Consider the following 26,210-nt stretch of genomic DNA (forward strand, 5'->3'; position numbering starts at 1 on the left):
GAATTACACCGGCATCTTCATAATATCTTCAAATGAGGTCACGACTTTGTTGCGCACTTGCATCAAAGCATTAAATGATAAGCTGGCTTTTTGGCTAGCGACCATCGCACCAACTAGGTCATCACTTTTTCCTGTTTCTACGGCCGTCATTTTTTGACTAGCCACTGATTGATGTTGATTCACTGTATCCAACACATTTGTCATCGCTTGTGAGAACGATAATGGTGCGTTTAGTGATTGTTGATCTAAAGGATTTGCACTCACGATAAACTCTGGCGGCTGCACTTGTGCCTGCATCGCCTGCATTTTTGACAACATAAGTTGCTCTGCCGAGACCGCATGAGTAGGTTGACTTGCCATCTATTTTTTCTCCTATTAGGCAGCCGAGCCTAGTGCCGACTGTAAATCAATACCATGTTCTCGCATGGCTGCGAGTTTGTAGCGTAGCGCTCGAGTTGATACTCCAAGCGCGTTTGCGGTTTTCGTTCGGTTTCCACCAAACTGACGTAATTTTTCTAAAATAAATTGATATTCGGCCTGCTTCTTCGCTTCTACATGACCAAAGCTTGAAGCTGGCTCAGCGGATGGAACTGGCGCAACAAGTTCAATAGGCAGCATCAGATCATGGGCAGTAATGTAGTCACCATGACGCATGACCAATGCACGCTGAATGACATTTTCCAACTCGCGAATATTGCCTGGCCAGTGATACTGACTCAGCGCACTGATCGCATCTTGGGATAGATGACAGCGACTGCTATCTTGATACTTTTCAATAAAGAATTGGCTGATCGGTAAAATGTCTTCTTTTCTTTCACGCAAAGGCGGCCAGTGCAGAGGCAAAACATCCAATCGGTAATAAAGGTCTTCACGGAATGTGCCTTTTTGAACTTCTTCCCGTAAGTCTTTATTGGTTGCCGCAATAACACGAATATCAAGCTTCACCGCCTTGTGGCTACCTACGCGTTCCACTTCACGCTCTTGAAGAACTCGTAATAACTTGGCTTGAACTGCAGGGGACATTTCTCCGATTTCATCTAGCAAAATCGTCCCGCCATTCGCTTCTTCAAACTTACCGCTTTGAGAGTTAGTCGCTCCTGTGAAGGCACCTTTTACATGACCAAATAGAACCGCTTCTAGCATCGACTCTGGAATGGCGGCGCAGTTAACCGCCACAAATGGACCATCAATACGTGGAGAGTGCTCATGCACATATCGAGCCAGCACTTCTTTACCCGTTCCCGATTCGCCTGTAATTAACACACTGGCGCTGGTGCAAGCGGCACGATGCGCCAATTGCAGTACCTGCTTGCTTCGCCAAGATTCCGCAACAATGTTGGCCATTGGCTTACCTAGCGCTTCAACGCGCTTCAGTAAATTGAGCAGCTGATTCGCTTCAAATGGGCGTAATAGATAATCGGTTGCTCCCGATTTCATCGTCTCAGCCGCCAAGATTCCCTGCTCTTGATCGACAATAGCGATAACAACACCAGAGTTACGTTGCTTTTGGTGGCAAGCAACAAACTCGCGGACACACATGTCCGGTAAAGTAGAGCTCACAAGAGTGATTTCTGCTCGCTCTTCAAGTAATGCGCCTCGGCCAGTACGAGTGTGTTTTGCGGTGTAACCTGCATTTTGCAACACATCCAATACTGGTTGAGCAAGAGCTTCATTCGGCTCAACCAACAAAATTTTCGTTTTCGTCATCATTGAACCTTAACTTTCGTTTGTTGATTTTGTTGTTGTACATCAGGGTGGTGTTTCACTGCCGTTCGCTCGTTATCTCTAACTAGGCGCAACGTTACGCGTCGATTTTTCGCTTGGCCCTTCGTCGAACTATTGCTGGCAATTGGGTAACGAGAACCATGCGCTCTTGTTTCGAGCATCGATTTATCAATACCAAGTTCAACTAAGGCCTCGGCAACTTGCTCTGCTCTAGTACGTGATACTGAAAGGTTCGCCAAACTAGAACCAACGTTATCGGTGTGGCCATCAATTAAAATCTTGGTCACACGATCATCAACAGATACATAGCTATTTAACGCTGCGAGCGTTTCTTGCTGCTTACGACTTAGCGCCTTCTGACCAAAGTCAAAAGACAGAACAAGATTTCGTGCCTCTGAAAACGAAAGCTTAGGCAAACGCGCTCGACAGGCATTAAATGACTTGAGCGCGTTTTGAATTTGAATAGTCGGAATTACAATCTCTGACAAAGAGGAAGCATCACTTCCCTTTAGTGACAACGTCACCCAATTACCAGTAGCAATTAAATCCATGAGTTCATCAGCACCTTTGCTGAAGACAAATCGTTGGGATGGCTTAGTAAAATCAAGGGTGGCAAACTCTTTTCTATAAAGCTCACCAGACCAAGGAGCACTTTGACTTATTAGAGCAATCGTTTTCCATTTATTATTTTCATAATGTATATCGGAAATAAAATAAGTTTTATTGTTAGGTTCCGAACGGAAATAAAACTTCCCATACGGCGTACTTGAATGCAATAAGTTGCATTCAAAGTTGTTTCCTTTATATGTCCACTTTGAAAGGTCCATGGGGATGGTCACAACTTCACCTGAATATGTCACCTTAGACACTAGCAAACTGACAAAAATAAATATTTTACAATTTATTAAACCGTTAGGGTTCATGTATATCTTACAATTCCATGACCTTATCAATTTAATTAAATATGCCACTAAGCCGTGATAACTGGCATAGCTAATCATGTTAATTACCTATTCTGAATATTGAAACTGGTTACAAAATACTCACAAGAGCATAGCCAAACCTTTGAAATCAAGATTTAAGCTTTAAAAACAATGTCTTATCTTTTAATTATCTAAATTAGCCGTTACACCATGAAGATGGTTTTAAAAGTTAATAACAACTAAAAACGCTTAATATTTTTATATTTTATTATTAAGCAATTTATAAAGGAAACTAACCCTTTTTAAATTTTATTAAAAGATTAAGACTATATGCTCAAGGCAACATGTGAACTAAAGTCACAATCTTAGAGTTTGAAACTAAAAGATCATTAAAATTTCTGTGTAGACTACACGCCATTAATTTAAAACAGTTTCGATTGTTAAAGCACGGTAAAATATAAATGGAAAATAGAGTTAGCGAGCCTATTTCTGATATTCAACTACTTGATGTAGAATTATTAGGCAAACCTATTCATATCATTCGTGAAAAGCTTGAAGGCTTGATTTCAGAGTCTTGTTCCAGCCTTACGATTGAATTACAAAATTGGCTCAGTACGAGTAAAGTGGAAGCTAGCTTAACCTCTGTAGACTTGCATCGCTTTACACCGATAAAAATGGATAAAGACCAAACGTCAACCTATCAACACCAAGAGGGCGGCATGGTATTTGTTCATGGAGATTCTCACACGTTAATAAAACTGGCGGATCGGTTCTATGGTGCCAGCACTGAGCGTTCAGCAACAACACTGACAGCAAGTGATCTCCGCCTACAAGAGCGAATCAGTCGTATCATTATTGGTTGGCTTGCACCAGGTGAGATGTGGGAAATGGGTGAGTACGAAGCGCCCCGAGGGATTGGAATTAACGTGCAATTAAACATCGCGTTTGACGATCACCAAGGCTCAATTCATCTCAAACTAGATAGCCACCTTATTCAAACACTGATCGAGCAGCTTGAACTGCAGCCCGATACGGATTTGTACCAACCATTCTGTCGCTCTTTAGAGGCAACGCCTGTTCGACTGAATGTTGTTTTAAGTAAAAAGAAGATGCCGTTGAGCGACGTTGTAGGCTTACAACCTAACGATATTTTACCAATTGAGCTTCTTAATACGGTTCCAGTCAGCATTGGTAACCAATCTTTATTTACAGGTCGTATTGCTGAGCAAGACGGCCAACTTGTTTTGATCTTTAACCCTGATAAGGAACCGCAGCGATGAGCGAAGCGCCAGAAACGAATGCATTCGACGCAGAAGAATTGAACTTTGACGACTTTCAATTAGAAGACTTTGAAGCTGAAAGTACGCTCCAACAAGAACCAGCAACTGCGGAACGTGATCTTAGCTTTTTCAAAAGTATTCCCGTCACTGTCACGCTGGAAGTTGCAAGCAAAGAAATCCCACTTGGGGACTTAATGAAAGCCGGAGAAGGCACGGTTATCGAACTTGAAAAGCTCAATGGTGAGCCTTTAGACGTAAAGGTAAACGGCTCTCTAATGGGTCACGCTGAAGTCGTCGTCGTTAATGATAAGTACGGACTTCGTCTGATCGATGTACATGACTCTGCATTGAGTGGCGTTGGTCAATAATCTTAGGTAGGCATCACAATGAAAAATCTGAGCGCTTGGCACCGTTGGTTACCTCTTTTGGTACTGGTGTCACTTTTGTTTGCTTTCCCAACCATGGCGGCTGACAACGGCTTAACTATCCTGTCCGTTTCTGATGGCGACACACAGCAAGAATACAGCGTTAAATTGCAAATTCTGTTGTTGATGACGGCGCTCAGTTTTCTTCCAGCATTCATTCTGATGGCAACGAGCTTTACTCGGATTATCGTCGTCCTCGCGATTTTGCGCCAAGCCCTTGGTCTTCAACAAAGTCCTCCTAACCGCGTATTGGTTGGGATTGCTTTGGCATTGACCTTGCTGATCATGCGACCTGTTTGGAGCGATATTCATGAAAATGCATTTCAACCGTATGACAATGGTGAAATCACGCTAATACAAGCATTCTCTGTAGCAGAGAAACCAGTGAGAGAGTTCATGCTGGCACAAACTCATCAAAGCTCTCTTGAGCAAATGCTGCGTATTGCCAATGAACCACTCGACCAAAACGTTGAAGATATTTCTTTTGCGGTTGTCTTGCCTGCGTTTGTCATCAGTGAACTAAAAACCGCCTTTCAAATTGGCTTTATGCTCTTCATCCCCTTCTTGGTTATCGACTTGGTTGTCGCCAGTGTGCTCATGGCAATGGGTATGATGATGCTATCGCCTTTGATTGTTTCACTCCCTTTTAAACTGGTGGTGTTTGTACTCGTGGATGGCTGGGCAATGACGGTTGGCACATTATCTGCCAGTTTCGGTTAAATAGGAGCATGCTATGACCCCTGAACTAACCGTAACGTTATTTTCCGATGCAGTATGGCTGATCATTTTAATGGTTGCGGTACTGGTTGTTCCTGGCTTAATTGTCGGTTTGTGTATCGCCGTTTTCCAGGCCGCCACACAAATCAACGAGCAAACACTCAGCTTTTTACCACGTTTGCTCGTTACGCTATTGATGGTGATTTTTGCGGGTCATTGGATGCTCCGAAAAATCATGGAACTGTTTGATTTCTTATTCCACAACATACCGGGGATGATTGGCTAATGGCCATCACATTTGCAGAGCTCTCAGCGATACTCGGTCAACTCTGGTGGCCGTTTTTTCGTGTGGGAGCTGTATTTATTTCGATGCCCTTCTTTGGTGATGCAATCATTCCCGTTTGGATCCGTACCTTACTGGCACTTTCGATCGTCGTGATTACCGCACCATTGATGCCACCAATGCCACAAGTCGAATTATTCTCCATGACGTCTCTATTCCTTGCTTTTGAGCAAGCGATTTGGGGCGTGATGTTTGGGCTAATTTTGCACATGCTCTTTAACGTTTTCACCATGCTTGGTCAGGTCGTTTCTCTGCAAATGGGATTGGGTATGGCAATGATGAATGATCCTATCAACGGACTTTCTGTCGCCATTTTGGGCCGTATATTTCTTATATTTTCAACCTTGTTATTTCTCGCGCTAGAAGGACACTTGCTCGTCATTGATATCGTGATTCAAAGTTTTGTCGTGTGGCCGGTCGGTTCTGGCATCACATCGCTTTCTCTGCAAGGCGTTGTAAATATTTTCGGTTGGATGTTTGCCTCAGCTTTAGCACTAGCGTTGCCTGCTATTGTTTCAATGCTCTTAGCCAACATAAGTTTTGGTGTGATGAATCGCGCCGCCCCCTCACTCAACGTGTATGCATTAGGTTTTCCAATGACGATGCTTCTTGGCCTGTTCAGCGTATTAATTTCAGTATCTGGTGTGCCGGGTCGCTACACCGCGCTTGTGCACGACACCATCAGACACTTGAGTAACTTTATGTTGGGGGGCGCATGAGCGATCAATCGTCTCAGGACAAAACTGAAAAAGCCTCGCCGCAGAAAGTAAAAAAAGCGCGTCAGGAAGGACAAATTCCTCGTGCTAAAGAGTTTACTACTGCGGTGATATTTCTAGCGGTGGCGCTCTACTTTTACTCTCAGCTCAATAGCATTTGGGAAAGTATGTCAGGTATTTTTCGCTACAACATGATGCTGACGCGAGCCGACTTAGAAAACCCGAAACAGCTTGTCGAGCAATTGGGACAAAGTTTAGCGGTCATCATCGACATGCTATTGCCGTTGTTTACCGTCATTATTATCGTGACCTGTGGTAGCAGCCTTGTACTAGGCGGTTGGATGTTCCGTCCGGCGAACGTTATGCCAAAGCTGAGCAAAATTAATCCTTTAAGTGGGATAAAGCGCATTTTTTCGACACGCTCAGTGGTTGAGCTCTTAAAGTCCACATTCAAAGTAGCCGTTATTTTCGGCATCTTATATGGCTATTTAGACAACCACTTACAGCCTCTGCTAGGTATGCAAAACTTACCTTTAAGCCAAGGCTTTTCCCTCGTGATGTCTATTCTCTTTGAAGGCTTATTGTTGATGGGGTTTGCGTTGTTGTTATTTGGTGTTGTAGACATTCCCTACCAACGTTGGGAGCACCTAAAAGAGCTGCGTATGACCAAACAAGAGCTGAAGGAGGAATTCAAGAACAACGAAGGCCGCCCAGAAGTAAAGCAGCGAATCCGTCAAATTCAACAGCAGTTTGCACGCCGTAAAATCGATAAGATGGTACCAACGGCTGACGTGATCATCACTAACCCAACTCACTACGCTGTCGCTCTGAAGTACGAACCTTCACTTTCTGATGCTCCATTTGTGGTTGCAAAAGGCGTAGACGAAACTGCCATGCACATTCAACGAATCGCCCGAGAAAACAAGGTGGAGATCATCAACTCACCACCGTTGACTCGTTCGATCTATCACACCACGGCGATTGAACAAGCAATCCCAAGCCAACTGTACATTGCCGTGGCACATATTCTTACTTACGTTTTGCAATTGAAAGCCTTCCGTAAAGGTGAAGGAAAAGAGCCAACTCCTTTGCCTCATTTTTCGATTCCAAAACATTTGCAGCACTGATTAACCCGCGTTTATCCAAGGACACGAAAGTATGCTTAACCGGTTAAAACAACTTCAAACATCAACCAAAGGCTACATTGGCATTCCAATTGTCTTGCTAATGATTTTGGCAATGGTGATTTTACCTTTGCCTCCCCTGCTATTGGATGCGTTGTTTACCTTCAATATCGTCTTGGCAATCCTAGTATTGCTGGTCAGCACTACCGCAAAGCGACCATTAGACTTCTCAGTTTTTCCAACAATTTTGTTAGTCGCGACATTATTGCGTCTTACACTGAACGTCGCTTCCACACGAATCGTACTCCTAGAAGGACATAATGGGGGGGATGCGGCAGGTAAAGTCATCCAAGCGTTCGGTGAAGTCGTTATTGGCGGTAACTACGTCGTTGGTATGGTGGTGTTTGTTATCTTGATGATCATCAACTTCGTCGTAATTACCAAAGGTGGCGAACGTATCTCTGAGGTGTCAGCGCGCTTTACTTTGGATGCCTTACCGGGCAAACAGATGGCGATTGATGCCGACTTAAATGCCGGTCTTATCGATCAGGAAACCGCTCGATTGCGTCGTAAAGAAGTCGCTAACGAAGCCGATTTCCACGGCTCGATGGACGGTGCCTCAAAGTTTGTGCGAGGTGATGCTATCGCTGGTTTGCTGATTCTGTTTATCAACATCATTGGTGGTATCAGCATCGGCGTCTTTGAGCATGGACTCGCAGCATCTGACGCCTTTAAAACCTACGCACTACTTACAATCGGTGATGGCTTAGTAGCTCAAATTCCGTCACTTCTATTGGCAACGGCTGCAGCGATTATCGTTACGCGAATTAATGATAGCGATAATGGCATGTCGGAAACCATGCAAAAACAATTGCTGGCAACCCCGGCGACACTGTTTACCGTCGCAGGCATCATGGCTGTGATAGGCATGGTACCAGGCATGCCACATTTGGCCTTTTTTGCTTTCGCGGGTGCTTTAGCTTTCGCGGGTTGGCGTCAAACGAAAAAGCCCGTGCAGGACTCCCAAATCGAGGAGGTCGAAGCACTTTCACAAGCCATGCAAGAGGACGATACCCCACTTACGTGGGAAGATATTCCTCATGTTCAAACGTTGTCACTTTCCCTGGGCTACCGTCTCGTTCACCTAGTCAACAAAGAACAGGGTGCACCTTTATCACAGCGTATTCGCGGTGTGCGCCGTAACCTATCTGAACAAGTCGGCTTTTTATTACCAGAGGTGCGTATTCGAGACAACCTAAGCCTTAAGCCGAATCAGTATACAATTTCTCTCAATGGCGAAGTGATCGAACAAGGCTTTATCGAGCCAGAACGTTTGATGGCGATTGCAGTCGGCGAAACGTACGGTGAAGTAGATGGTATTTTGGGCAGTGACCCTGCTTACCAATTACCAGCAGTGTGGATTGAACATCAAGACAAAGCGAAAGCGCTGAACATGGGTTATCAAGTGGTCGATGATGGCACGGTCATCGCGACTCATATTAGCAAGATAATGAAAACAAACCTTGCTGAGTTGTTCACGCACGACGATGTTGAAGCCATGACGCAACGTTTGACACAGCAAGCACCGAAGTTAGCCGAAGCCCTAGCCGCGGCACTTAACCCTGCGCAGCAACTCAAAGTATATCGCCAGTTGTTACTAGACCAAGTGCCACTAAAAGATATTCGTACGATTGCTAACACAATGTTGGAATCCGCGGAAAACACTAAAGACCCGATTTTACTGGCATCTGATGTGCGTTGCGCACTAAAACGCACGCTCGTAAACCTGATCGCGGGACAGAAAAACGAATTAAATGTCTATGCTCTCTCTGATGAACTAGAACAAATGCTACTGACTTCGCTACAACAAGCACAATCTTCTGGTACAGTAATGTTAGACAGCTTCCCAATTGAGCCGAATATTCTTGGTCAGTTCCAACAAAACTTGCCACTGATAAGACAACAGCTCAAACAACAGGGATTACCTCCGATTCTTCTCGTTATGCCTCAGTTACGTCCACTTCTGGCTCGTTACGCACGCACATTTACGCAAGGACTGGCAGTATTGTCTTACAACGAAATTCCAGAAAACAAACAAATCAATGTGGTAGGAAACCTTGGTTAATCTTATTTCAACACATGCGATGTACGAACATTTGGTTGGTCTCGCAGTACAACATATCGTCACGGATGACGATCAATTAGTATTTGATGCTTTAAAGCACAATGACATTCAACACGCGTGCCAAGCCATTCGCGAGACTCAATCAGGAGAGGTAGAATTCCAACACCTGACGTTGAGATTTGGCACGCGTGGCGAACAAAGCGTCTATCAATTCGAACTCTCTGAACAAATGCAGTACTGCCTAGATTTGTTCAGCCTTTATCTCGCATTGCGACAAACACAGTTTCAGTTAGAAGCCTTTCACCCCGACTTAATCAGTAACGTCGTCGTGCCGATAAGAATTGACGCATTACTCTGGGAACCAGGTATATACTTTCTCGAACAGATGATTCAGTTTCACTCTTGCGCTTTTCAACATGTGATTCCTTCTCTTCAAGCAGACAAAACTCTATGCGCCTATGATAAAGTCTCAGCGCTGATAGAGAAGTTAAGAGAAAACGCCTACTCACTTTGGTTTGAAGTCGCGACATCACAAGTGAACTTCGAACGAGTCGCTGACTTTAGTCCCGATATGATCAAACTATCAGTCACGTTAGAGGATAAAGAAGAAAGACATGCTTTCCTACCGATTGCTAAGTTCTTAAGAAAGCACAAATACCCTTGGGTAGCCGGGCGGGTAGCGAGCCAAACAGAGCTAAACCGCTATCGCTTGTTAGGGGCCAATTATTACTTTGGTTATTTCAGTGACATCCCGACCTCCCTCTCTTTTCAATCTTTTGGTGAGGAATGACAGAATTTTAACTATTAATCTTTATAAAACAGCGCGAATTATTCGCGCTGTTTTTTTATTTATAACGAAGAACGACAATATTGATAGATGACTGCTTCCCTGATTAAGTCAGGCTTATTCAGGTTATTTGATGTTATATCTGTATTTTCATGGAATACAAGTCACTAAAAATCATCAATTTTGATCTTTTTTAGGAATTTTTTAATTTTCAAATTAATCATTAAAGCTGACCGACCGCCTCTAGTTAGTGACTAGGGAATATCCCGAGGCCTGAAAGATATAGTGACTAACTAAGGAGACTAAGATGGCTTTATCAATGCACACTAACTACGCATCGCTTGTAACTCAAAACACTCTGAACAACACAAGCGGTCTTCTAAACACCGCAATGGAACGTCTAAGCACAGGCTACCGTGTAAACTCAGCTGCAGATGACGCTGCTGGTCTTCAAATTGCTAACCGTCTAGAAGCACAAACGCGTGGTATGTCAGTAGCAATGCGTAACGCTCAAGACGGCATCTCTATGATGCAAACAGCTGAGGGCGCAATGGATGAGATGACTAACATCACATACCGTATGAACGACCTAGCAACACAGTCTTTGAACGGTTCAAACAGCGATAAAGACCGCGCGGCAATGGACGCAGAATTTAAACAGCTTACAGCTGAACTAAAGAACATCGTGGACAACACCTCTTTTGGTGGCCAAAAACTACTAGCAACTGGTGGTGGTTTTGAAGCTGGTGCAGTTACCTTCCAAATCGGTGCTTCTTCTGCTGAAACTCTAGATGTTGACGCATCTGCAAGCATCCAGAAAGTTGCAGCGACTCTTGCTGACGCAGCAATCACAGACGGTATCGGTGATACAACTAAAGCGAAAGCAGCTCTTGATAAAATCAGTGGCGCAGCTGGTCTAGTGGAAGATATCGGTGCTACTCGTGCTCAATTTGGTGCGAACATCAACCGTCTTGAGCACACTATGACTAACCTGGGTAACATGGTTGAGAATACTTCTGCTGCTAAAGGCCGTATCATGGACGCAGATTTCGCTGTAGAATCTTCAAACATGACTAAGAACCAAATGCTAATGCAAGCTGGTACGACAGTTCTGTCTCAAACTAACCAGCTACCTGGTATGGCAATGTCTCTACTTCGTTAATAACGAACTAGAAATAAAATATACCAAAATAAAAAGCCTCCCTATGGGAGGCTTTTTTATCACCTGCGAATATAAATATAGCTTTTATTCCCACGTTGCTCTTCCGGTACTCTAAAACCTATTTTCCGCATTATATTATGAAGCACTTTATTAAATAGCTCCAACTCAACTGTCTCGCTTCCCTGTCCTTGCTGATATGTTTTCAACTCAGGGAACTTGGATATCGCTTCTTGTAGGATACTTGCTAGTTCATCTGAATTAATATTTTGTTTGCTCAGTAACTTAGCACTAATAAACGTTTCGTAAGATCGAGCACATTTCATCAGTCGCAAAACAAATTCATTCATTTCTGCCGTTCTTATCTAAGTGTTAAACTAACGTTGGAAAAATATCTTCAAACACCAAATACATACCAAGTTAAAGATACCAAAAAGCGACATCCCACTATGTAGGAATAGTCCCAATAAAATAGCAGGAAGAACCTAAAATACCGCACTATTGATAGTTTACTTAAACCCCCTCCCCCCTAAAGTGGATTAAATAATTTAGTTTTTTAGTCGCCTTGTCTTATAAGGAAACACTAGATGTTTTCTAGAGGAAGGCGGAACACACTAGGTGGAAAATCTACTTCCTCTCAAATCCAGATAACATCGTAAGCTTATGTTTTAAAAGCCCATTTCAATTGGGCACGTATCTTGCGATAAGACATATATTCCAGGCATAGAGTTACGCCAATTACCGATGAGAGAGGGAATAAGCTCGTGAGTTCATTAGATCCAATATCCATGGCAACTAAGTTGGCTACGTACGACGTTCAACCATTTAAACAGCGCTATCAGCTACAAGCCGATAAATACCAATCTCAGTTATCTGCCTTGGGCAAAGTTGAAAGTGCAATGCGTGAGTTCCGAACTGCTCTCAAAGAGATGAACAGCAGTACTAGCAGCATCATTAAAAACTCAACAAGCATTTCTCAAGAAGGTTACTTTACAGCTAATGCTGACGCAAAAGCGCTATCCGGTAGCTACCAGATTTTCGTTGAACAAGTTGCAACATCACATCAAGTCTCTACAGGCATGCCTGCAGACCTTGACGCCACTACAGAGGTTCCGACTTCAGGAACTCTCGAATTCACCATCAACGGTGAAACGATGACACTTGATCTATCAACAGTCGATACCGACGGTGATGGTACAGCAACAATAAGTGACTTAGCGACTGCAATTAATAACGACAGCGATAACCCAGGTGTAAATGCAACCTTAGTGCGCTCAAACGGCCAGACTCACTTTATGCTTTCAAGCACTGAAACTGGTGTTGCTAACCAAATCAACGTATCGGCGTCTGGTACTGGCCAAGCCTGGTTTGAAGATGCATTCACAAACCTCAATCAGATAAGTGCTCCACAGGATGCTGTGATTTGGTTAGGAGCAGAAGGAACTGGGCTAAAACTAACAAACTCAAGCAATACGTTTGAAGGTGTTATCGATGGCGTAGATATTACCGTTACCAAGGCTCAAACCTCAGGAGAAACCGCTATTGGTTTAGGTATCGGAGCTGACGACGAAGCAACAAAAGAGCAGCTCAATAAGTTCGTAGAAGCCTACAACACATTGATATCTGCGATTGATGAGCACACGCAAATCGGCGGCGAAGATAAAAAGCGAGGCGCTCTGGCAAGCGATCCAACTATGCGTTCGATTGAAAGCCAGTTAACCAGCCTGGTTCGAGGTGAGCACGGCGGCATGCGCTTGAGCGAAATCGGTGTGACATTGGACCGCAATGGCAAAATGAAAGTGGACCAAGAAAAGTTTGCCGAGGCACAAAAAAACAACGGTGCGGGCTTGGAAGCGATGTTCAATGGCGACGGCGCTTTGCTCGACTCTATTGATGCTATGGTCGAACCATTCCTCAAATTCTCTTCTGGAGCGTTCAAATCTCGTAAAGAATCGCTACAAGCAAACATTGATCGCATCTCAGATAAACAAACTACTTTAGAGCGTAAATACGACATGTCGTACAAGCGTTACCTAAAACAGTTCACTCAAATGAATACATTAATGACCCAAATGAACCAAACCATGTCAATGTTTGGCTAAGGCTTTAGGAGAATATCTCATGCTTATGGACTCTGGCTATGACTCGTACCAACAAGTCGATCTCGACGCGCAAGCGGCAGCAGCAAACCCACACCAATTAGTCATTATGTTGATCGATGGCTTACTTGATGAAGTTGAACGTATTCGTGGCCATTTGGCTGCGAATCGCTTGGCTGAGAAAGGTAACGGAATCAACAAATGCATGAACATCTTGATTGGGCTCACAAGCGCTCTAGATGATGAGAATGGTGGCGAAATTGCTGAAAACTTACGCCAGCTGTATGACTTCTGCCAAGTTGAGCTTTATTACGCCAGCGTGCAGAACGATGCGAATCGCTTGGTTAATGTCGAGCGTGTAATGGGTAACATTCGTGAAGGTTGGATGAATTTTGGACAACAAGCATAAAGTGTCGCCAGAGCGATTTCGTCATTTATCTCAGCTCATCCAATTCGCTACAAAAACAGCAGATTGGCATGCGCTTAAGCGCTATGACTTGCAGTTGCGAGAGCTATTGATCAGTCACAAACCTTTTTTGAAGGATCCTAAGCTTGCACCTGAAATTCAACGTGCCAAAACCGTTCATGCAGATGCATTCGCTAGATTAGAAAAGTCGAAGAACGAGTTAGAAAAAGAGATGAATATGGTCAATGACCATCAAGAGCGCGCTATGGCCTATCAATTAGCGATGACCATGGAGCTAACTCAATGATCGTATCTCCTTCAACTCAAATATCCGGCAATTCATCACCTGGCCATGAAGGCAACATAAAACAAGCAAGAGCTGTACACGGTTTTTCTCATAACCCTATGTCTGAGCATAGCCAGTATGACGGCCAAGGTTTCGCCTCAGCTTCAACCGTGCCGAGTTTTCATCTTACCGCTCCAGCTTTGGACAGCGAAGAAAAGGCGTATGCTCATGGTTCGGATACTGACGAACACTCGGCTTCTGAAGCAGATGCTCACCTGACAAGTACACTGGGTTCAACAGAATCACCTGATCTTGCTATGCAAGCTCAGGCTCTAACCCAGAGTATGCTCACTATGGCCGAAAAGCAGCCGGGTCAGTTCGGAAAAACTCCGCCTTTAGCGGTAGCTAACGACGTCAAGTCTACAACACAAGACTCAAATAACGCCTTGCTAAACACCTCTCCAAAACAACAAGAGGTGCAACAAAGCCAGCCGATGTCATCGAACTCGCGTCTATCAATCTCCAATGCCGACTTTCAGACCCTATTGAGTCAACCAGCTCAAGGGCAACCAACGGCCTCACCACTCCAAGGACAAGGACAAACACCAACGCCACAAGCCCCGAACACCGCCGTTGCCACGAGTCATATTCAAACTCAAGGCTCTGAGTGGGCGGCTGTGCGCGTTGACACCAGTGCTGGAAAATGGGGAGAGCAAATGATGCAAGTTCTGCATGACCGTGTGACTCTTCAAGCGCAACAAAATGTACAAGAAGCCAAAATCCGCCTCGACCCACCGGATTTAGGTAAGCTGGATTTACTTGTACGTGTTGAAGGCGACCGACTAAGCGTGCACATCAATGCCAATACAGCCGCAACACGAGAAGCTTTAATGCAAGTGTCTGAGCGTCTGCGCACAGAACTGCAAGAGCAGAACTTCGTCCATGTCGATGTCAACGTGGGCTCTGATCAAAGCCAGAGTCGCAATGACCAACATACAAATGAAGAAGACGCCACTATTTTCGCAGCACGAGAATCTGGTGCATTCCAAACCACAACAACAAACTATTCAGAACACTGGCTGAACACTCAAGCCTAGTTAATCCTCGAGGAAAAAGGTTATGACCAAACAACAAATGATCGCCCTGTTTATCGCCATGATCATCACCAGCGCCCTCGTTTCGGCCGCCACGATTATGGGCGGAATCTGGTACTTAAACAAACACGCTCAAGAGTCACCTGACTCTGGTTCCTTGATCGATGATTCTCCATTGTCATTTTTAGTCACAGAAGAACCGACAAGCAAAGGTCCTAGCTTCCATCCTTTAGACAAAGTCGTTTTAACCGTGAAAGGTAAAAAACAGACTCACTTTGTCATGCTAGAACTAGCAATTGAAACACGCCGTCCTGAGCGTATCAAAGACATTGATGAATACATGCCAATGGTACAAAACTCATTATTAAAATTGTTTAGCGACAAAACATTTGATGAGTTACAGCAAGCGGGTGCCATCGATATTCTGCAAAACGAAGTAAAACAAACGCTTTTACTGGCTTTTGCTAAGACAGACATCGTTCGCGAAATCGACGATGTTTTGTTGACTAAATATGTTGTGCAATAACGGAGCACAACCATGTTAGACATGAATATACAAGACACCTATACCACAGAAGAGGAAGTGACGACGCCATCACGTCCAATTGACGAAAATGCACTGCTGCAACGTCATCAAGTGATGGTGAAACGCGTCGTTAACCAGCTACGTGTTCATGCCACTTCTCACTGTAGTATTGAAGATATGCAGCAAATTGGCCTTATCGCTCTAGTTGAAGCTGGACGCCGATACGGCGATGTTGACGATCCTCATTTCCCTGCCTTTGCCGTGTGTCGCGTTCGAGGTGCAATTTTAGACGAATTACGCCGGTTAGATTGGCGCTCACGTAAAACTCGCCAACAGGCTCACGAACTCAACGACGTGACTCGAGATCTCACACGCTCTTTAGGTCGGATGCCTACGGATGCAGAAATCATCCAAGCCTTGGGGACGAATGAGCAGGACTATTACAACCGCCAAAATGCCGCCCTTGCGGGAGAGATGCAAAGCCTTGACCAACTGATGGAAAGCAGTGGTGATAGTTATATTGGCGGGCAATATGATGGCATGGAACATGAGCATATTCGTCGCAGTTTAGATAGCGCTTTAGGCAAATTGCCGAAGCGTGATCAATTGCTGCTTACTCTGTTCTATCAACATGAACTCAACTTACACGAAATAGCTCTGGTATTGGATCTGACACCACCTCGTATATGTCAGCTTCACAAACAAGCGCTGAAACAACTCAACCAATTAATGTCCTCTTAGGAGTCACAAGATGCAAAAGTTTTTTGGAGTCCTCACTATCCTGGTGTGCGTCTTCGGTGGATACATGTGGGCCGGCGGTAACTTAGGCGCTATCTGGCAACCAGCCGAATTCCTTATCATCATTGGCGCTGCTGCTGGTTCTTTGATCATCGGTAACCCACCTCACGTACTGAAAGAAATGCGTCGCCAAGTGCCTGCGACCATCAAAGGCCCGACAGAAGAGCATGAGTACTACATGGAATTAATGGCGCTGCTCAATAACTTGCTCGAGACAGCGCGCAACCGCGGCTATAAATTCCTCGACTCTCACATTGAGTCGCCAGAACAGAGCTCTATGTTTCTCGCTTACCCGACGATTGCTGAGGATCATCGCCTAATTTCTTTCATTACTGATAATTTACGTTTAATGGCAATGGGACAAATGTCGCCTCATGAATTAGAGGGGCTGCTAGAGCAAGAAATTGAAGCTATCCAAAACGAAATGCTTTTGCCTTCACGCTCATTACAGCGTACAGCAGAAGCACTACCTGGCTTCGGTATTCTTGCAGCAGTTGGTGGCATCATTATCACCATGCAGGCCATTGATGGCTCAATCGCTATGATTGGTTATCACGTTGCAGCAGCTCTCGTAGGTACATTCATTGGTATTTTCGGTTGTTACTGTGGTTTAGACCCACTAAGTAACGCCATGGCTCAGCGAGTAAAACGTAATATGACCGCTTTTGAATGCGTACGCGCAACCTTGGTTGCCTACGTAGCGAAGAAGCCGACATTGCTCGCCATTGACGCTGGTCGTAAACATATTCAGCTAGACATCAAACCAACATTCAACCAAATGGAGAAGTGGTTAGCTGAACAGGAGGGATAATGCAAAAACAAGAGCATGTAGTGTTCAAACGTGCCAAAGCACACAGCCATGATGAACCTCATGGCGGCGCGTGGAAAGTCGCGTTTGCTGACTTCATGATCGCCCTAATGGCGCTGTTTCTTGTGCTTTGGGTTATGCAGGTGGTAGACAAAGAAGAGCGTAAAGCAATTGTCGCCCACTTACATAGCTCAAGCGTATTCGACAAGAGTTACGGTAATCCATTTGATACTTCACAAAGTATCTCTCCTATTGACTTGGCACAGGACTCTTCTGTGCCAAGTAAACACAATTCCAACCACGTGGTAAGCTCATACTTTCGAGGTGACGGCGATGGGCCAGAAATCGACTCGTTGATTCCTGGTAACTTCGATACTCAGGAGCAACTTGCAGCGCTGGCGAAAGTCATTGAACGAATGACCGCTCAGATTAACGCACAAGGAAATGTCAACGTCACCGTGACCCCACAGGGCTTACGTATCGTCCTTCAAGATGATTACAAACAGCATATGTTCAGTCGTGGTGGCGCAGAGCTGACCCCTTTCTTCGAAGACTTATTACTTGCACTTGCGCCTGTATTTCAGCGTGTGAACAACCCACTGATCATCAGCGGACATACGGATGCGATTCCATTTAAAAAACGCTTTGGTCGTCAATCAAACTGGGCGTTATCTGCATCTCGAGCTGATGTCGCAAGAAATACGCTGGTTGAAGGTGGCATGCCGGATGATCGCGTCATGCAGGTCACAGGCATGTCGGATAGAGCACTGCTTAACCCTGATGAACCAGATTCAAGCGAAAACCGCCGTATCGAGCTGTTCGTTTTAACGACGCCAGCAGCCAAAGTACTCGAAACTCTTTTTGGTAACCACCAAGAAAGTGAACTGCAAAAAGCGAAAGATAAAGCCGAATTTAACCAACCAGTCATTCGACAAGAAGTCATCAATTACTCGGGTGATACGGCCACCAACGAAGTAAATATTCAAGAATTATAACCTCAAAAGGTCACCTCGCCTGATGGTGACCTTTCTAACTGAAACCTCTGTTACTGTGACTTTTTAGTTGAGTTCTATATGCACATAACACCTTCCGAAAACAAAAAACGCGATCTGTTGAAGAAAGCCTTTTTATGGTTAATTGTCTTCGACTACCTTTTATTGGCTTTTTTCTTAACTCAGCTGTCCAGTTTAACGCTTAACAGTGGGACCATGATCAGTATGCTGCTCGTCGTCTACAACGTCTTACTCGTTTCTCTGTGCTTTCAAAGAACCAATAAACAGGACTCTTATATTATCTACCCTGTTTTATCCGCGACGTTGTTGGCATTTGTCTGCTTTCTTTATTTCTTTTTTTTAATTTAGATACCAGACTCCACCATTGATTTGATTTTTACTGCTTTTTCGAAGTGGTCGAGCCGATGGGTCTGAATCCACCACGTAGCCGCCTCCATCAACTGTTCAGGATCATCATTTTTGTTGGCGAAAAACGCATAAAATGAGAGCCCAACCTGCTCACCTTTGCTTTCGATCTTTTTGTCACAGACCTCTATTATTTTGTCTCTCAATGAAGCTCTCATTTCTATTCCCTTACGCTAGTACATACTCACTAACCATACGGTTGAAAGAAATCAGATCAAACGAACCTTTAATTTCAAAACGTACTCTTCCCACCTCACTCATGAAGAACTCAATTTCACAATCTAAGTCAAAAGTACCAGACGTCTCGATAGAAAATGCATTGATCTTGCTATAAGGCAGCGACGTGTAATCCACTTTTGAGCCCGTAATCCCTTGCACATTCGCCGCAATCACTCGCTTGTTGGTAAACACCACTTGGTCGCGAACCGTTTTAAAGCCCGCAAATACCGACTCGCCATCAATAAGAAACTTGTGAAAATCTTCCCTAACTTTTGATACCTCAATGGGTTTAAGCTTAAACACTGATGAATTGTCGAAATCGATCATAGTCATTCCTTTTTAGTTGATAGCGAACAAACTCAACGTAGCAGATACACAGACCGTTGCCTATCAACTAAGTACCATCTTTCGATTTCAAACCTAGGAAAAAATTCAACAAAGTGCATTACTTCCAGCCCTGCCGCCATAGCTCTGGGTCTTTGAGCTCTTGCCAGTTCATCTCTTGCTCACGTTTACTCATAACCGCCTCAATGACACATTTCACAACATTGCCGTCTTCATCCAGTTCCATTTCAGTTACGACAAAGTGCTTCTCTTTATTTTTAGGTGACGTCGCCGTCCATTTGCTGTGCAATAGCTTCTTGGGGTGAATTTTATTCATAGTGGTATACCAATTTAACTAGCATCTTTATGTATACGACTGAATACCAAGAGAGAATCAGATTTTATTTTTAAGCATCCACGAAAAGAAAAAGCCGCAAAAGAGGTCATCCCCTAATGCGGCCTTACTTGCAACCCAATTAGGTCTTTTGACCGTTCAAACGAGGGTTTAAGTACTGACTCTGTAGCAACTGCAACGCCTTACCTACCAGCACAATCACCACCGCGCCGATCAGTACTGGCGTGAACAGAAAGCTCCACCCCTGCCCAGAGGCCATGATCAAGATAGGATTCGCGCCCGCTGGTGGATGCGTTGTCTTCGTAATCAGCATCGCTGACACACCTAACCCAGTCGCAATCGCGAGCGTGATTGGCGTGATCTCAACGTATTGACTAAACGCAATACCGATAGATGCCGTAATGCAGTGACCAATGATCACGTTTTTTGGTTGAGCGAGAGGGCTGCTAGGCACCCCAAACACCAACACCGCAGTAGCACCAAATGGAGCCATGAGAAGTACAACCTCAGTAAGAGATACCTCGGCGTAAGACAACACACCAATAGCCAATGTCGCACCAAGCCCCGCGACCAACGATAAAATTAAATTATTCATAAACACCTCAAAGTAGACCGAATTGTCTACAAATTAAAATAGACAAACCTGTCTACCTTTGTCAATATGTGTTTGTAGAACTTTTTGAGGACGTAGTTATGAACAAAAAGAAACAGTTATTGATCGATACCGCGTTGTCGCTGTTTTACAAACAGGGCATCAACTCCATTGGCATCAATGAAGTCCTTAAAGTATCTGGCGTGGCTAAACGCACGCTGTACAGCCATTTTGAAAGCAAAGAAGCGCTCATCCTTGCCGCACTAGAACAACGCCACCAAATCTTCATAGCGTGGCTAGAGGAGAAACTGTCATCAGCACTATCGAGCACAGACGTGATCGACCAGCTGTTTACCGCGCTAAACGGCTGGTTTCATGGTTCTGAGGAAAAGTTGGGCGAGTTTCGCGGCTGTTTTTTCATCAACACGTCCGCCGAATTCAGTGACGACAGGGGCGAGATCGCAACGTATTGCCGCCACCATAAACAACAGGTTCGAGAGCTAATTCAACGCTATCTCAAATCAGACAACACATCATTACTCGATGCCATTTGCATCATGAAAGAAGGCGCCATCACTACCGCTTACATGACAAAAGAGTACGACGACGTCACAAAGAAATGCGTGGAAATTTTGCACAAGCTGTAACGGTAAGAAAGCAAGAAACGAAACGACCAAGCACCAAACTGGCGAGAATGTTCAGAAATGGTAAGGTTATTTTATCAACCTAATGAGACACGCTTGATATGAAAATTGGCGAACTGGCGCAAAAAACGGGCCTTGCTCCCTCGCGTATTCGATTTTACGAGCGCATCGGACTGCTAAAAACCGTGACCCGTAAAGCCAACGGGTACCGTGAGTATCCGCAAGAAGCACTAATGATTCTGGACATGATCACAACGGGTCAACAAGCTGGCTTCAGTTTGGATGAACTAAGTGCCTTACTGCCATCCGACCTTTCTAACTGGGATCATCATCAGTTATTGACAACCTTGCAGCAAAAAGTCCAAGAGCTCGACGAGCTTGAGCGAAAAATCTCGCAGAGTAAAAGCAAGTTAAAAGAAGTACTTAAAGAGATTGAAGCTAAGCCAGATGACATGGACTGTGCAATGAATGCAAAACGCGTCATGTCTCAACTTGGTCAAACGATTCTGACCAAAGAAAATCCCTCAAATAAAAAATAAGACCGTCACCAAATCAAAGCAATGTTAACAAGCGAAGCCTTACTCTTGATGTTGGGTTAAAGATTCGCCAATTCCCCTGCCAGCCACTAAATTGAGTCTGTCAAAACCATTCGCCCTTAGCTCAGGTGTGCCATCTCCTTGTTTCTATACTCAATAAAAAATCAATCCAATTTATCTTCAAAATGCGGGTTGACCTTAAACCTAACTTTAACGTTAGGATGAATATCAAAGTAACACAGCAGGAGATTGGTGAATGCAAACGATATTGGGTGCAAGTGGGCAAATTGGCCGTGAGCTGGCATTAAGCCTAAAACGAAACTTTACGAGCGACATACGTTTGGTGAGCCGCAATCCGCATCGAGTCAACGAGACGGATCAACTGGTAAAAGCGGACTTGCTGGACGCGAAACAAACATCAGATGCCGTAAAAGGTTCTAGTATCGTTTATCTTACCGCAGGGCTACCAATGGATACCCAACTGTGGGTGGAACAGTGGCCAACAATGATGCGTAATGTCATCGCCGCATGTAAAACTCATCAAGCAAAGCTTGTTTACTTTGATAATACCTACATGTACCCGCAAACGGATACGCCTCAACAAGAAGATGCACCATTTCAACCCAATGGAGAAAAAGGTCAAATTCGTGCGGTCATTACTGACATGCTGCTAGAATCGATGAATAAAGGAGAAATCGAAGCCGTTATCTGTCGTGCTCCGGAATTTTACGGCCCGGGGAAAACGCAAAGCATCACTAATTCCGCCATTATCGATAATCTACTTAACCAAAAGAGTGCAAAAGTGTTTTTACGTGATGACACCAAACGCAGCTTAATTTATACGCCAGACGCAAGCCGAGCGATGGCGCTAATTGGGAATACGCCCGATGCTTACGGACAAACTTGGCATTTGCCTTGCGATGATCGTCGACTGACGTATCGGGAGTTTATCGCTGTTGCAGCAAAGGTTTTTAACGTTCAACCGAAATACAAAGTCATCAAGCGCTGGCAATTGTGGCTAGCTGGGCGATTTAATCAAACCATTCGAGATGCAGCCGAGCTTTTGCCTCGCTACGAATCTGACAACCTTTTTGTTTCGGATAAGTTTCAGACTCGTTTTCCAGATTTTCAAATCACCACATTCGAACAAGGCTTGACCACAATTAAACAAGAAAAAGCCAATGACCAGAAACTTCTTTAAGCAGGCATTGATAGGAGCTTTTTGATGAAAGATAACACACCGGCATCATCCCCAGATCGTTGGATCATATACGGAGCCAATGGTTATACAGGCGAGCTAATTGCGAGAGAGGCCGTAAAACGAGGTCACCACCCAATCCTTGCTGGTAGAAGTTTAGAGAAAGTACAAAGCCTAGCGGCTGAACTAGGGCTGCAAAGTCTTGCTTTTTCTCTTGAGGATAAAAGCAGCGCGGTCCAACATATTTCGGGTTCCTCACTGGTATTAAACTGCGCAGGGCCCTTTTCTTCGACGGCAAAACCGATGATGAAAGCGAGCCTAGAAGCTGGCGCACATTATCTCGATATTACAGGTGAGATCTCTGTATTTGAGTTTGCACAAACGCTGCAATCACAAGCAAACGAAGCTGGTGTCGTATTGTGCTCCGGTGTTGGTTTTGATGTTATTCCAACGGATTGTATTGCAGCCACATTGAAAGCTGCGCTACCAGATGCAACACATTTGTCTCTCGGTTTTGACTCTCGCTCTGGTTTTTCTCCGGGCACGGCGAAAACGTCTGTCGAAGGTTTGGCTCAAGGCGGTAAAGTGCGGCTTAACGGAAAAATCACCACCGTTCCGCTAGCGTATAAAGTTCGCAACATTGATTTTGGTGACGGCGAAAAACTTGCTATGACCATTCCGTGGGGCGATGTTTCAACCGCCTATTACACCACGGGGATTGAGAATATTGATGTTTTTATTCCCGGATCGCCGAACATGATAAAAAACGCTAAACGAGCGAATTGGGTTCGCCCCCTTCTCGGCATAACCTGGGTACAAAGTCTCATAAAAAGCCGTATTGAAAGAACCGTAAAAGGACCAAATGAGGAGCAAAGAAACCAATTACCCACATATGTGTGGGGTAAAGCAAGCAACAAACTCGGACAAAGCAAAACAGCACGAGTACAAACGGCCAATGGCTACAGCTTAACCGTAACGGGATCTCTGGCGATTGTAGAACACCTGCTACATACAAAGCCTGAAGCCGGTGTATACACACCCTCTAAGCTCATGGGCTCCAATTTTGTGTCGCAGCTTCCCGGCTCTAGTGGCATAACCATTGAAGAGTAAACCAAAAGGCACCAATCGGTGCCTTATGCATTAACAGGGGTTGAGACCATCACAACTCGTGTTCGGTACGAGCGATGATGTCATCCTGCGCGTCTGGTGACAGCGCGGTAAAGAAGGCTGAATAGCCCGCAACTCGCACGACAAGGTCACGATATTGCTCAGGGTTCTTCTTCGCTGCCAGCAAGGTTTCACGAGAGACGATGTTGTACTGCACGTGCCAACCTTTATGGTGATTAAAGAAGGTACGAATCAGCATCGATAGCTTGAGCTTATCTCCTTCTGAAGCGACAGCCGCTGGGCTTAACTTCTGGTTAAGCAGCACACCACCCAAGATTTTATTAGCTTGAATTTTACCAACTGAGTTATACACCGCCGTTGGTCCCAAACGGTCAGAGCCCGATGCTGGACTTGCGCCTTCCGCCAGTGGCGTTTTCGCTTTTCGACCATCTGGTGTTGCCATCGTGGATGCGCCAAATGGCACGTTGGCAGAGATGCTTGATGTTCCCGCGTAGTAGCCACCACCAATTGGACCGCGCCCATGACGCGTGTTGACAAATTGCGCCAACTCATCGATATAAACTTGGTAAGCATCAGCCAGCAATTGGTCGACATAATCGTCGTCATTGCCGTATTTTGGCGCGAAGTTGATTAAGCGTTGGCGAAGTTGTTCGTTCTCAATACCATCGAAGTCTTCTTCTAATGCTTTTGCCAGTTCCGTTTGGCTGATTTGTGCTTCTTCAAACACCAAATGTTTGATCGCAGCCAAACTGTTACCCAAATTGGCGATACCCACTTGCAGGCCAGATACCCAATCGTATTTCGCTCCGCCTTCTTTTACTGTTTTACCGCGCGCCAAACAGTCATCCACCAGCGATGAGCAGAAAATATCTTGCGCTTGCTGCTCAAGCACGCTGTCGACTACGGTATCGATCTCAATCGATTTACGTGTGTAGTAGCGAATTTGCTTCGCCCAAGAAGCGGTGACTTGCTCAAAGCTCTCGAAGTTACCTTTTGCTAGTGACTTATCATGCGGCAAGAAGGCTTTGCCCGTCGTTGCATCCACACCTTCGTTAAGCGCAGCTAGTAAAATACGCGCAAAGTTAATGAAGCTCATACCCGTGCAACGGTAACCCCACTTGCCTGGAACAGCAGTTTCAATACAGCCAATAGACGCGTAGTTGTAAGCGTCTTCTTTCTCGACACCTAGCTTGATGAATTCTGGAATGACGATTTCATCGTTGTTGAATGCAGGCATACCGAATCCGCATTTGATCACTTCAATACAGCCCATCAAGAACTCTTGATTCAGACCTTCATGATAGCGAACACTCAAGTTCGGTTGCGTGGAACGTAGCTGACCACAAGACTCTAAAATCGCCCAAGATAGCGGATTTACGGCGTCTTCAGGTTGTCCATTCTCATTCAGCTTTTGTCCACCGATACAGACGTTTTGATACAGCGGAGAACCTGCCGACGCTTTTGAGTGCGCACCAGAGCGAATCTTGTTTACTTCAAGCAATTTCAACCAACAGCTTTGTAATAGCTCAAGGGCGAACGCTTTGTTCATCGCGCCACTTTCAAGATCACGCACGTAGTAGTCGTTTAGGAACTGGTCCATCCGACCGAATGAAACAGAGTGGCCATTCGATTCAATTTGCAACATCAACTGAACAAAATAGCTCAGTTGCAGAGCTTGCCAGAAGTTGGTTGGCGCATGGAAAGCCACATGACGACAGTTTTCTGCGATTGTCTCCAATTCCGCTTTCCTCTCTGGTCGCGTTTCGTTTTGTGCCATTTCCAGAGCGAGATCGGCGTAACTCACCATGTGCTCCTGAATCGCAAGCAAGACAATTTCGACGGACTTATAAAACTGCTCTTTCTTCAATCCTTCATACGTCGACACGTCGTTATTAGCGCGATGCTGACGAACCTCATCCAGCAGACCGTTCATACCGATCTTCAGGATTTTTTCGTTATCCACCGCAAGGTGAGCGTCGCCCGAAGTCATGTTGCCTTCGGCTTTAATGATGGTGCTGGCTAAGATCTCTTGCTGCTCGTCGGTAAAGAGTCCATAGCAGCGATCTTGAACCGTTTTACCGCGCCAGTATGGCGTAATGGCGTGAATGCTTTGTTTGTCTTCTTCACTTACCGCAAAACCAGCCCCTGGTCGGTCGGCCAGTTCGTCGATTTCCGCTTCAATCCAACGCACCGTGTATTCAGGGAAGATCGGCGCAGCGCGTACTTTGCTCGCTTGGTTGCCTACAACCAGCTCGTCGTGCTTAATCCAAATGGTACGAGTGCGTAAGTGCTCTTGTAGCGCCAGTGCTCGTTGCACAATCACAGGTTTGTCTTCATTTGCCTGATACGCTCGAGTATAAGCCTCTGCGCGCTCAGTACAGATAGGCGGCGTTACGATGTTGACCAGTGCAGATTTGTGGGCTTTGATTCGCTCTGGAAGGGTATGTAGGTCCAT

The 26,210-nt window shown here is 45.0% G+C and carries 31 protein-coding genes; 22 read left to right on the forward strand and 9 right to left on the reverse strand.

Annotated features, from left to right (window positions below):
- Positions 1–3: 3 nt before the first annotated feature.
- The 3 genes from fliE to D8S93_RS11155 are packed head-to-tail and all read right to left on the reverse strand — an operon-like array spanning position 4 to position 2,726.
- Positions 4–360, reverse strand: coding sequence for a flagellar hook-basal body complex protein FliE (gene fliE, locus D8S93_RS11145; RefSeq protein ID WP_005375045.1), 357 nt, complete (start codon positions 358–360; stop codon positions 4–6).
- Between the two features lie 15 nt (positions 361–375).
- Entirely contained in the window at positions 376–1,707 is a 1,332-nt protein-coding gene (locus tag D8S93_RS11150; protein ID WP_006741978.1) for a sigma-54 interaction domain-containing protein, read from the reverse strand.
- Positions 1,707–2,726, reverse strand: coding sequence for an OmpA family protein (locus tag D8S93_RS11155; protein WP_109169232.1), 1,020 nt, complete (start codon positions 2,724–2,726; stop codon positions 1,707–1,709). Before D8S93_RS11155 ends, D8S93_RS11150 begins: the two co-directional genes overlap by 1 nt.
- A 383-nt stretch (positions 2,727–3,109) precedes the next feature.
- Between D8S93_RS11155 and D8S93_RS11160 the strand changes: the two genes are divergently transcribed.
- From D8S93_RS11160 to lafA, 9 genes are all read left to right on the forward strand, one after another.
- Positions 3,110–3,928: a FliM/FliN family flagellar motor switch protein gene (locus D8S93_RS11160; RefSeq protein ID WP_074190374.1), complete on the forward strand. Its 819-nt coding sequence runs from the start codon at positions 3,110–3,112 to the stop codon at positions 3,926–3,928.
- Positions 3,925–4,296, forward strand: coding sequence for a flagellar motor switch protein FliN (fliN, locus tag D8S93_RS11165; protein WP_005398044.1), 372 nt, complete (start codon positions 3,925–3,927; stop codon positions 4,294–4,296). The genes D8S93_RS11160 and fliN overlap by 4 nt, the downstream gene beginning before the upstream one ends.
- A gap of 18 nt (positions 4,297–4,314) precedes the next feature.
- Positions 4,315–5,073, forward strand: coding sequence for a flagellar type III secretion system pore protein FliP (fliP, locus tag D8S93_RS11170; RefSeq protein WP_005398045.1), 759 nt, complete (start codon positions 4,315–4,317; stop codon positions 5,071–5,073).
- Positions 5,074–5,086: 13 nt separating this feature from the next.
- On the forward strand, positions 5,087–5,356 hold the full coding sequence (fliQ, locus tag D8S93_RS11175; protein WP_005375036.1) for a flagellar biosynthesis protein FliQ: 270 nt from the start codon (positions 5,087–5,089) through the stop codon (positions 5,354–5,356).
- On the forward strand, positions 5,356–6,132 hold the full coding sequence (fliR, locus tag D8S93_RS11180) for a flagellar biosynthetic protein FliR (protein WP_006741982.1): 777 nt from the start codon (positions 5,356–5,358) through the stop codon (positions 6,130–6,132). Before fliQ ends, fliR begins: the two co-directional genes overlap by 1 nt.
- The gene (gene flhB, locus D8S93_RS11185; RefSeq protein WP_006741983.1) at positions 6,129–7,256 is read left to right on the forward strand and encodes a flagellar biosynthesis protein FlhB; all 1,128 of its coding nucleotides are present in this window, start codon (positions 6,129–6,131) and stop codon (positions 7,254–7,256) included. Before fliR ends, flhB begins: the two co-directional genes overlap by 4 nt.
- Before the next feature lie 31 nt (positions 7,257–7,287).
- Positions 7,288–9,378 (forward strand): flagellar biosynthesis protein FlhA, encoded by a 2,091-nt coding sequence (flhA, locus tag D8S93_RS11190; protein ID WP_006741984.1) that lies wholly within the window; start codon positions 7,288–7,290, stop codon positions 9,376–9,378.
- A 19-nt stretch (positions 9,379–9,397) separates the two neighbouring features.
- The gene (locus D8S93_RS11195) at positions 9,398–10,168 is read left to right on the forward strand and encodes an EAL domain-containing protein (protein ID WP_047009608.1); all 771 of its coding nucleotides are present in this window, start codon (positions 9,398–9,400) and stop codon (positions 10,166–10,168) included.
- Positions 10,169–10,472: 304 nt separating this feature from the next.
- On the forward strand, positions 10,473–11,327 hold the full coding sequence (gene lafA / locus D8S93_RS11200) for a lateral flagellin LafA (RefSeq protein ID WP_053807553.1): 855 nt from the start codon (positions 10,473–10,475) through the stop codon (positions 11,325–11,327).
- 59 nt (positions 11,328–11,386) lie between these two features.
- Here lafA and D8S93_RS11205 read toward each other — a convergent pair whose 3' ends face one another.
- The gene (locus D8S93_RS11205) at positions 11,387–11,674 is read right to left on the reverse strand and encodes a hypothetical protein (RefSeq protein ID WP_053807552.1); all 288 of its coding nucleotides are present in this window, start codon (positions 11,672–11,674) and stop codon (positions 11,387–11,389) included.
- Between the two features lie 414 nt (positions 11,675–12,088).
- Here D8S93_RS11205 and fliD point away from each other — a divergent pair, with 414 nt between their 5' ends.
- From fliD to D8S93_RS25025, 9 genes are all read left to right on the forward strand, one after another.
- On the forward strand, positions 12,089–13,426 hold the full coding sequence (gene fliD / locus D8S93_RS11210; RefSeq protein WP_104970451.1) for a flagellar filament capping protein FliD: 1,338 nt from the start codon (positions 12,089–12,091) through the stop codon (positions 13,424–13,426).
- Positions 13,427–13,445: 19 nt separating this feature from the next.
- Positions 13,446–13,832 carry a flagellar export chaperone FliS gene (gene fliS, locus D8S93_RS11215; protein WP_005375014.1) on the forward strand — a complete coding sequence of 129 codons (387 nt, stop codon included), beginning with the start codon at positions 13,446–13,448 and terminating at the stop codon, positions 13,830–13,832.
- On the forward strand, positions 13,816–14,136 hold the full coding sequence (locus tag D8S93_RS11220; protein WP_005398525.1) for a hypothetical protein: 321 nt from the start codon (positions 13,816–13,818) through the stop codon (positions 14,134–14,136). Before fliS ends, D8S93_RS11220 begins: the two co-directional genes overlap by 17 nt.
- Positions 14,133–15,212: a flagellar hook-length control protein FliK gene (locus D8S93_RS11225; RefSeq protein ID WP_152813200.1), complete on the forward strand. Its 1,080-nt coding sequence runs from the start codon at positions 14,133–14,135 to the stop codon at positions 15,210–15,212. The genes D8S93_RS11220 and D8S93_RS11225 overlap by 4 nt, the downstream gene beginning before the upstream one ends.
- A gap of 22 nt (positions 15,213–15,234) precedes the next feature.
- Positions 15,235–15,735 (forward strand): flagellar basal body-associated protein FliL, encoded by a 501-nt coding sequence (fliL, locus tag D8S93_RS11230; protein ID WP_005398533.1) that lies wholly within the window; start codon positions 15,235–15,237, stop codon positions 15,733–15,735.
- A 12-nt stretch (positions 15,736–15,747) separates the two neighbouring features.
- Positions 15,748–16,476, forward strand: coding sequence for a FliA/WhiG family RNA polymerase sigma factor (locus D8S93_RS11235; protein WP_005396579.1), 729 nt, complete (start codon positions 15,748–15,750; stop codon positions 16,474–16,476).
- A gap of 10 nt (positions 16,477–16,486) precedes the next feature.
- Entirely contained in the window at positions 16,487–17,344 is an 858-nt protein-coding gene (gene motA / locus D8S93_RS11240; RefSeq protein WP_005396580.1) for a flagellar motor stator protein MotA, read from the forward strand.
- Positions 17,344–18,336, forward strand: a complete 993-nt coding sequence (locus D8S93_RS11245) for a flagellar motor protein MotB (RefSeq protein ID WP_005396581.1) — start codon at positions 17,344–17,346, stop codon at positions 18,334–18,336. Before motA ends, D8S93_RS11245 begins: the two co-directional genes overlap by 1 nt.
- 78 nt (positions 18,337–18,414) lie before the next feature.
- Complete coding sequence (locus tag D8S93_RS25025) at positions 18,415–18,702, forward strand: hypothetical protein (RefSeq protein WP_031780567.1); 288 nt, start codon at positions 18,415–18,417, stop codon at positions 18,700–18,702.
- Here the strand turns inward: D8S93_RS25025 and D8S93_RS11255 are convergent.
- From D8S93_RS11255 to D8S93_RS11270, 4 genes are all read right to left on the reverse strand, one after another.
- Positions 18,699–18,917 carry a DUF6500 family protein gene (locus D8S93_RS11255; protein ID WP_054866829.1) on the reverse strand — a complete coding sequence of 73 codons (219 nt, stop codon included), beginning with the start codon at positions 18,915–18,917 and terminating at the stop codon, positions 18,699–18,701. The two genes, D8S93_RS25025 and D8S93_RS11255, sit on opposite strands and share 4 nt — an antisense overlap.
- A gap of 10 nt (positions 18,918–18,927) precedes the next feature.
- Positions 18,928–19,305: a PH domain-containing protein gene (locus D8S93_RS11260; RefSeq protein WP_005396583.1), complete on the reverse strand. Its 378-nt coding sequence runs from the start codon at positions 19,303–19,305 to the stop codon at positions 18,928–18,930.
- Positions 19,306–19,423: 118 nt separating this feature from the next.
- Complete coding sequence (locus D8S93_RS11265; protein ID WP_046875742.1) at positions 19,424–19,639, reverse strand: TIGR02450 family Trp-rich protein; 216 nt, start codon at positions 19,637–19,639, stop codon at positions 19,424–19,426.
- Positions 19,640–19,778: 139 nt separating this feature from the next.
- Positions 19,779–20,252 carry an HPP family protein gene (locus D8S93_RS11270; protein WP_005396586.1) on the reverse strand — a complete coding sequence of 158 codons (474 nt, stop codon included), beginning with the start codon at positions 20,250–20,252 and terminating at the stop codon, positions 19,779–19,781.
- A gap of 98 nt (positions 20,253–20,350) precedes the next feature.
- Between D8S93_RS11270 and D8S93_RS11275 the strand changes: the two genes are divergently transcribed.
- The 4 genes from D8S93_RS11275 to D8S93_RS11295 all read left to right on the forward strand — a co-directional run bounded on the left by D8S93_RS11275 (position 20,351) and on the right by D8S93_RS11295 (position 23,737).
- Positions 20,351–20,896, forward strand: a complete 546-nt coding sequence (locus D8S93_RS11275; RefSeq protein ID WP_152813202.1) for a TetR/AcrR family transcriptional regulator — start codon at positions 20,351–20,353, stop codon at positions 20,894–20,896.
- A gap of 98 nt (positions 20,897–20,994) precedes the next feature.
- Complete coding sequence (locus D8S93_RS11280) at positions 20,995–21,432, forward strand: MerR family transcriptional regulator (protein WP_139060962.1); 438 nt, start codon at positions 20,995–20,997, stop codon at positions 21,430–21,432.
- Between the two features lie 253 nt (positions 21,433–21,685).
- Positions 21,686–22,630, forward strand: a complete 945-nt coding sequence (locus D8S93_RS11290) for an SDR family oxidoreductase (RefSeq protein ID WP_152813204.1) — start codon at positions 21,686–21,688, stop codon at positions 22,628–22,630.
- A 24-nt stretch (positions 22,631–22,654) separates the two neighbouring features.
- The gene (locus D8S93_RS11295; protein WP_152813206.1) at positions 22,655–23,737 is read left to right on the forward strand and encodes a saccharopine dehydrogenase family protein; all 1,083 of its coding nucleotides are present in this window, start codon (positions 22,655–22,657) and stop codon (positions 23,735–23,737) included.
- A 49-nt stretch (positions 23,738–23,786) separates the two neighbouring features.
- Here D8S93_RS11295 and D8S93_RS11300 read toward each other — a convergent pair whose 3' ends face one another.
- Positions 23,787–26,210, reverse strand: coding sequence for a formate C-acetyltransferase/glycerol dehydratase family glycyl radical enzyme (locus D8S93_RS11300; RefSeq protein ID WP_152813208.1), 2,424 nt, complete (start codon positions 26,208–26,210; stop codon positions 23,787–23,789).

The organism is Vibrio sp. VGrn 2 (genome assembly GCF_009361695.1).
GTDB classification, from domain to species: Bacteria; Pseudomonadota; Gammaproteobacteria; order Enterobacterales; family Vibrionaceae; genus Vibrio; species Vibrio diabolicus.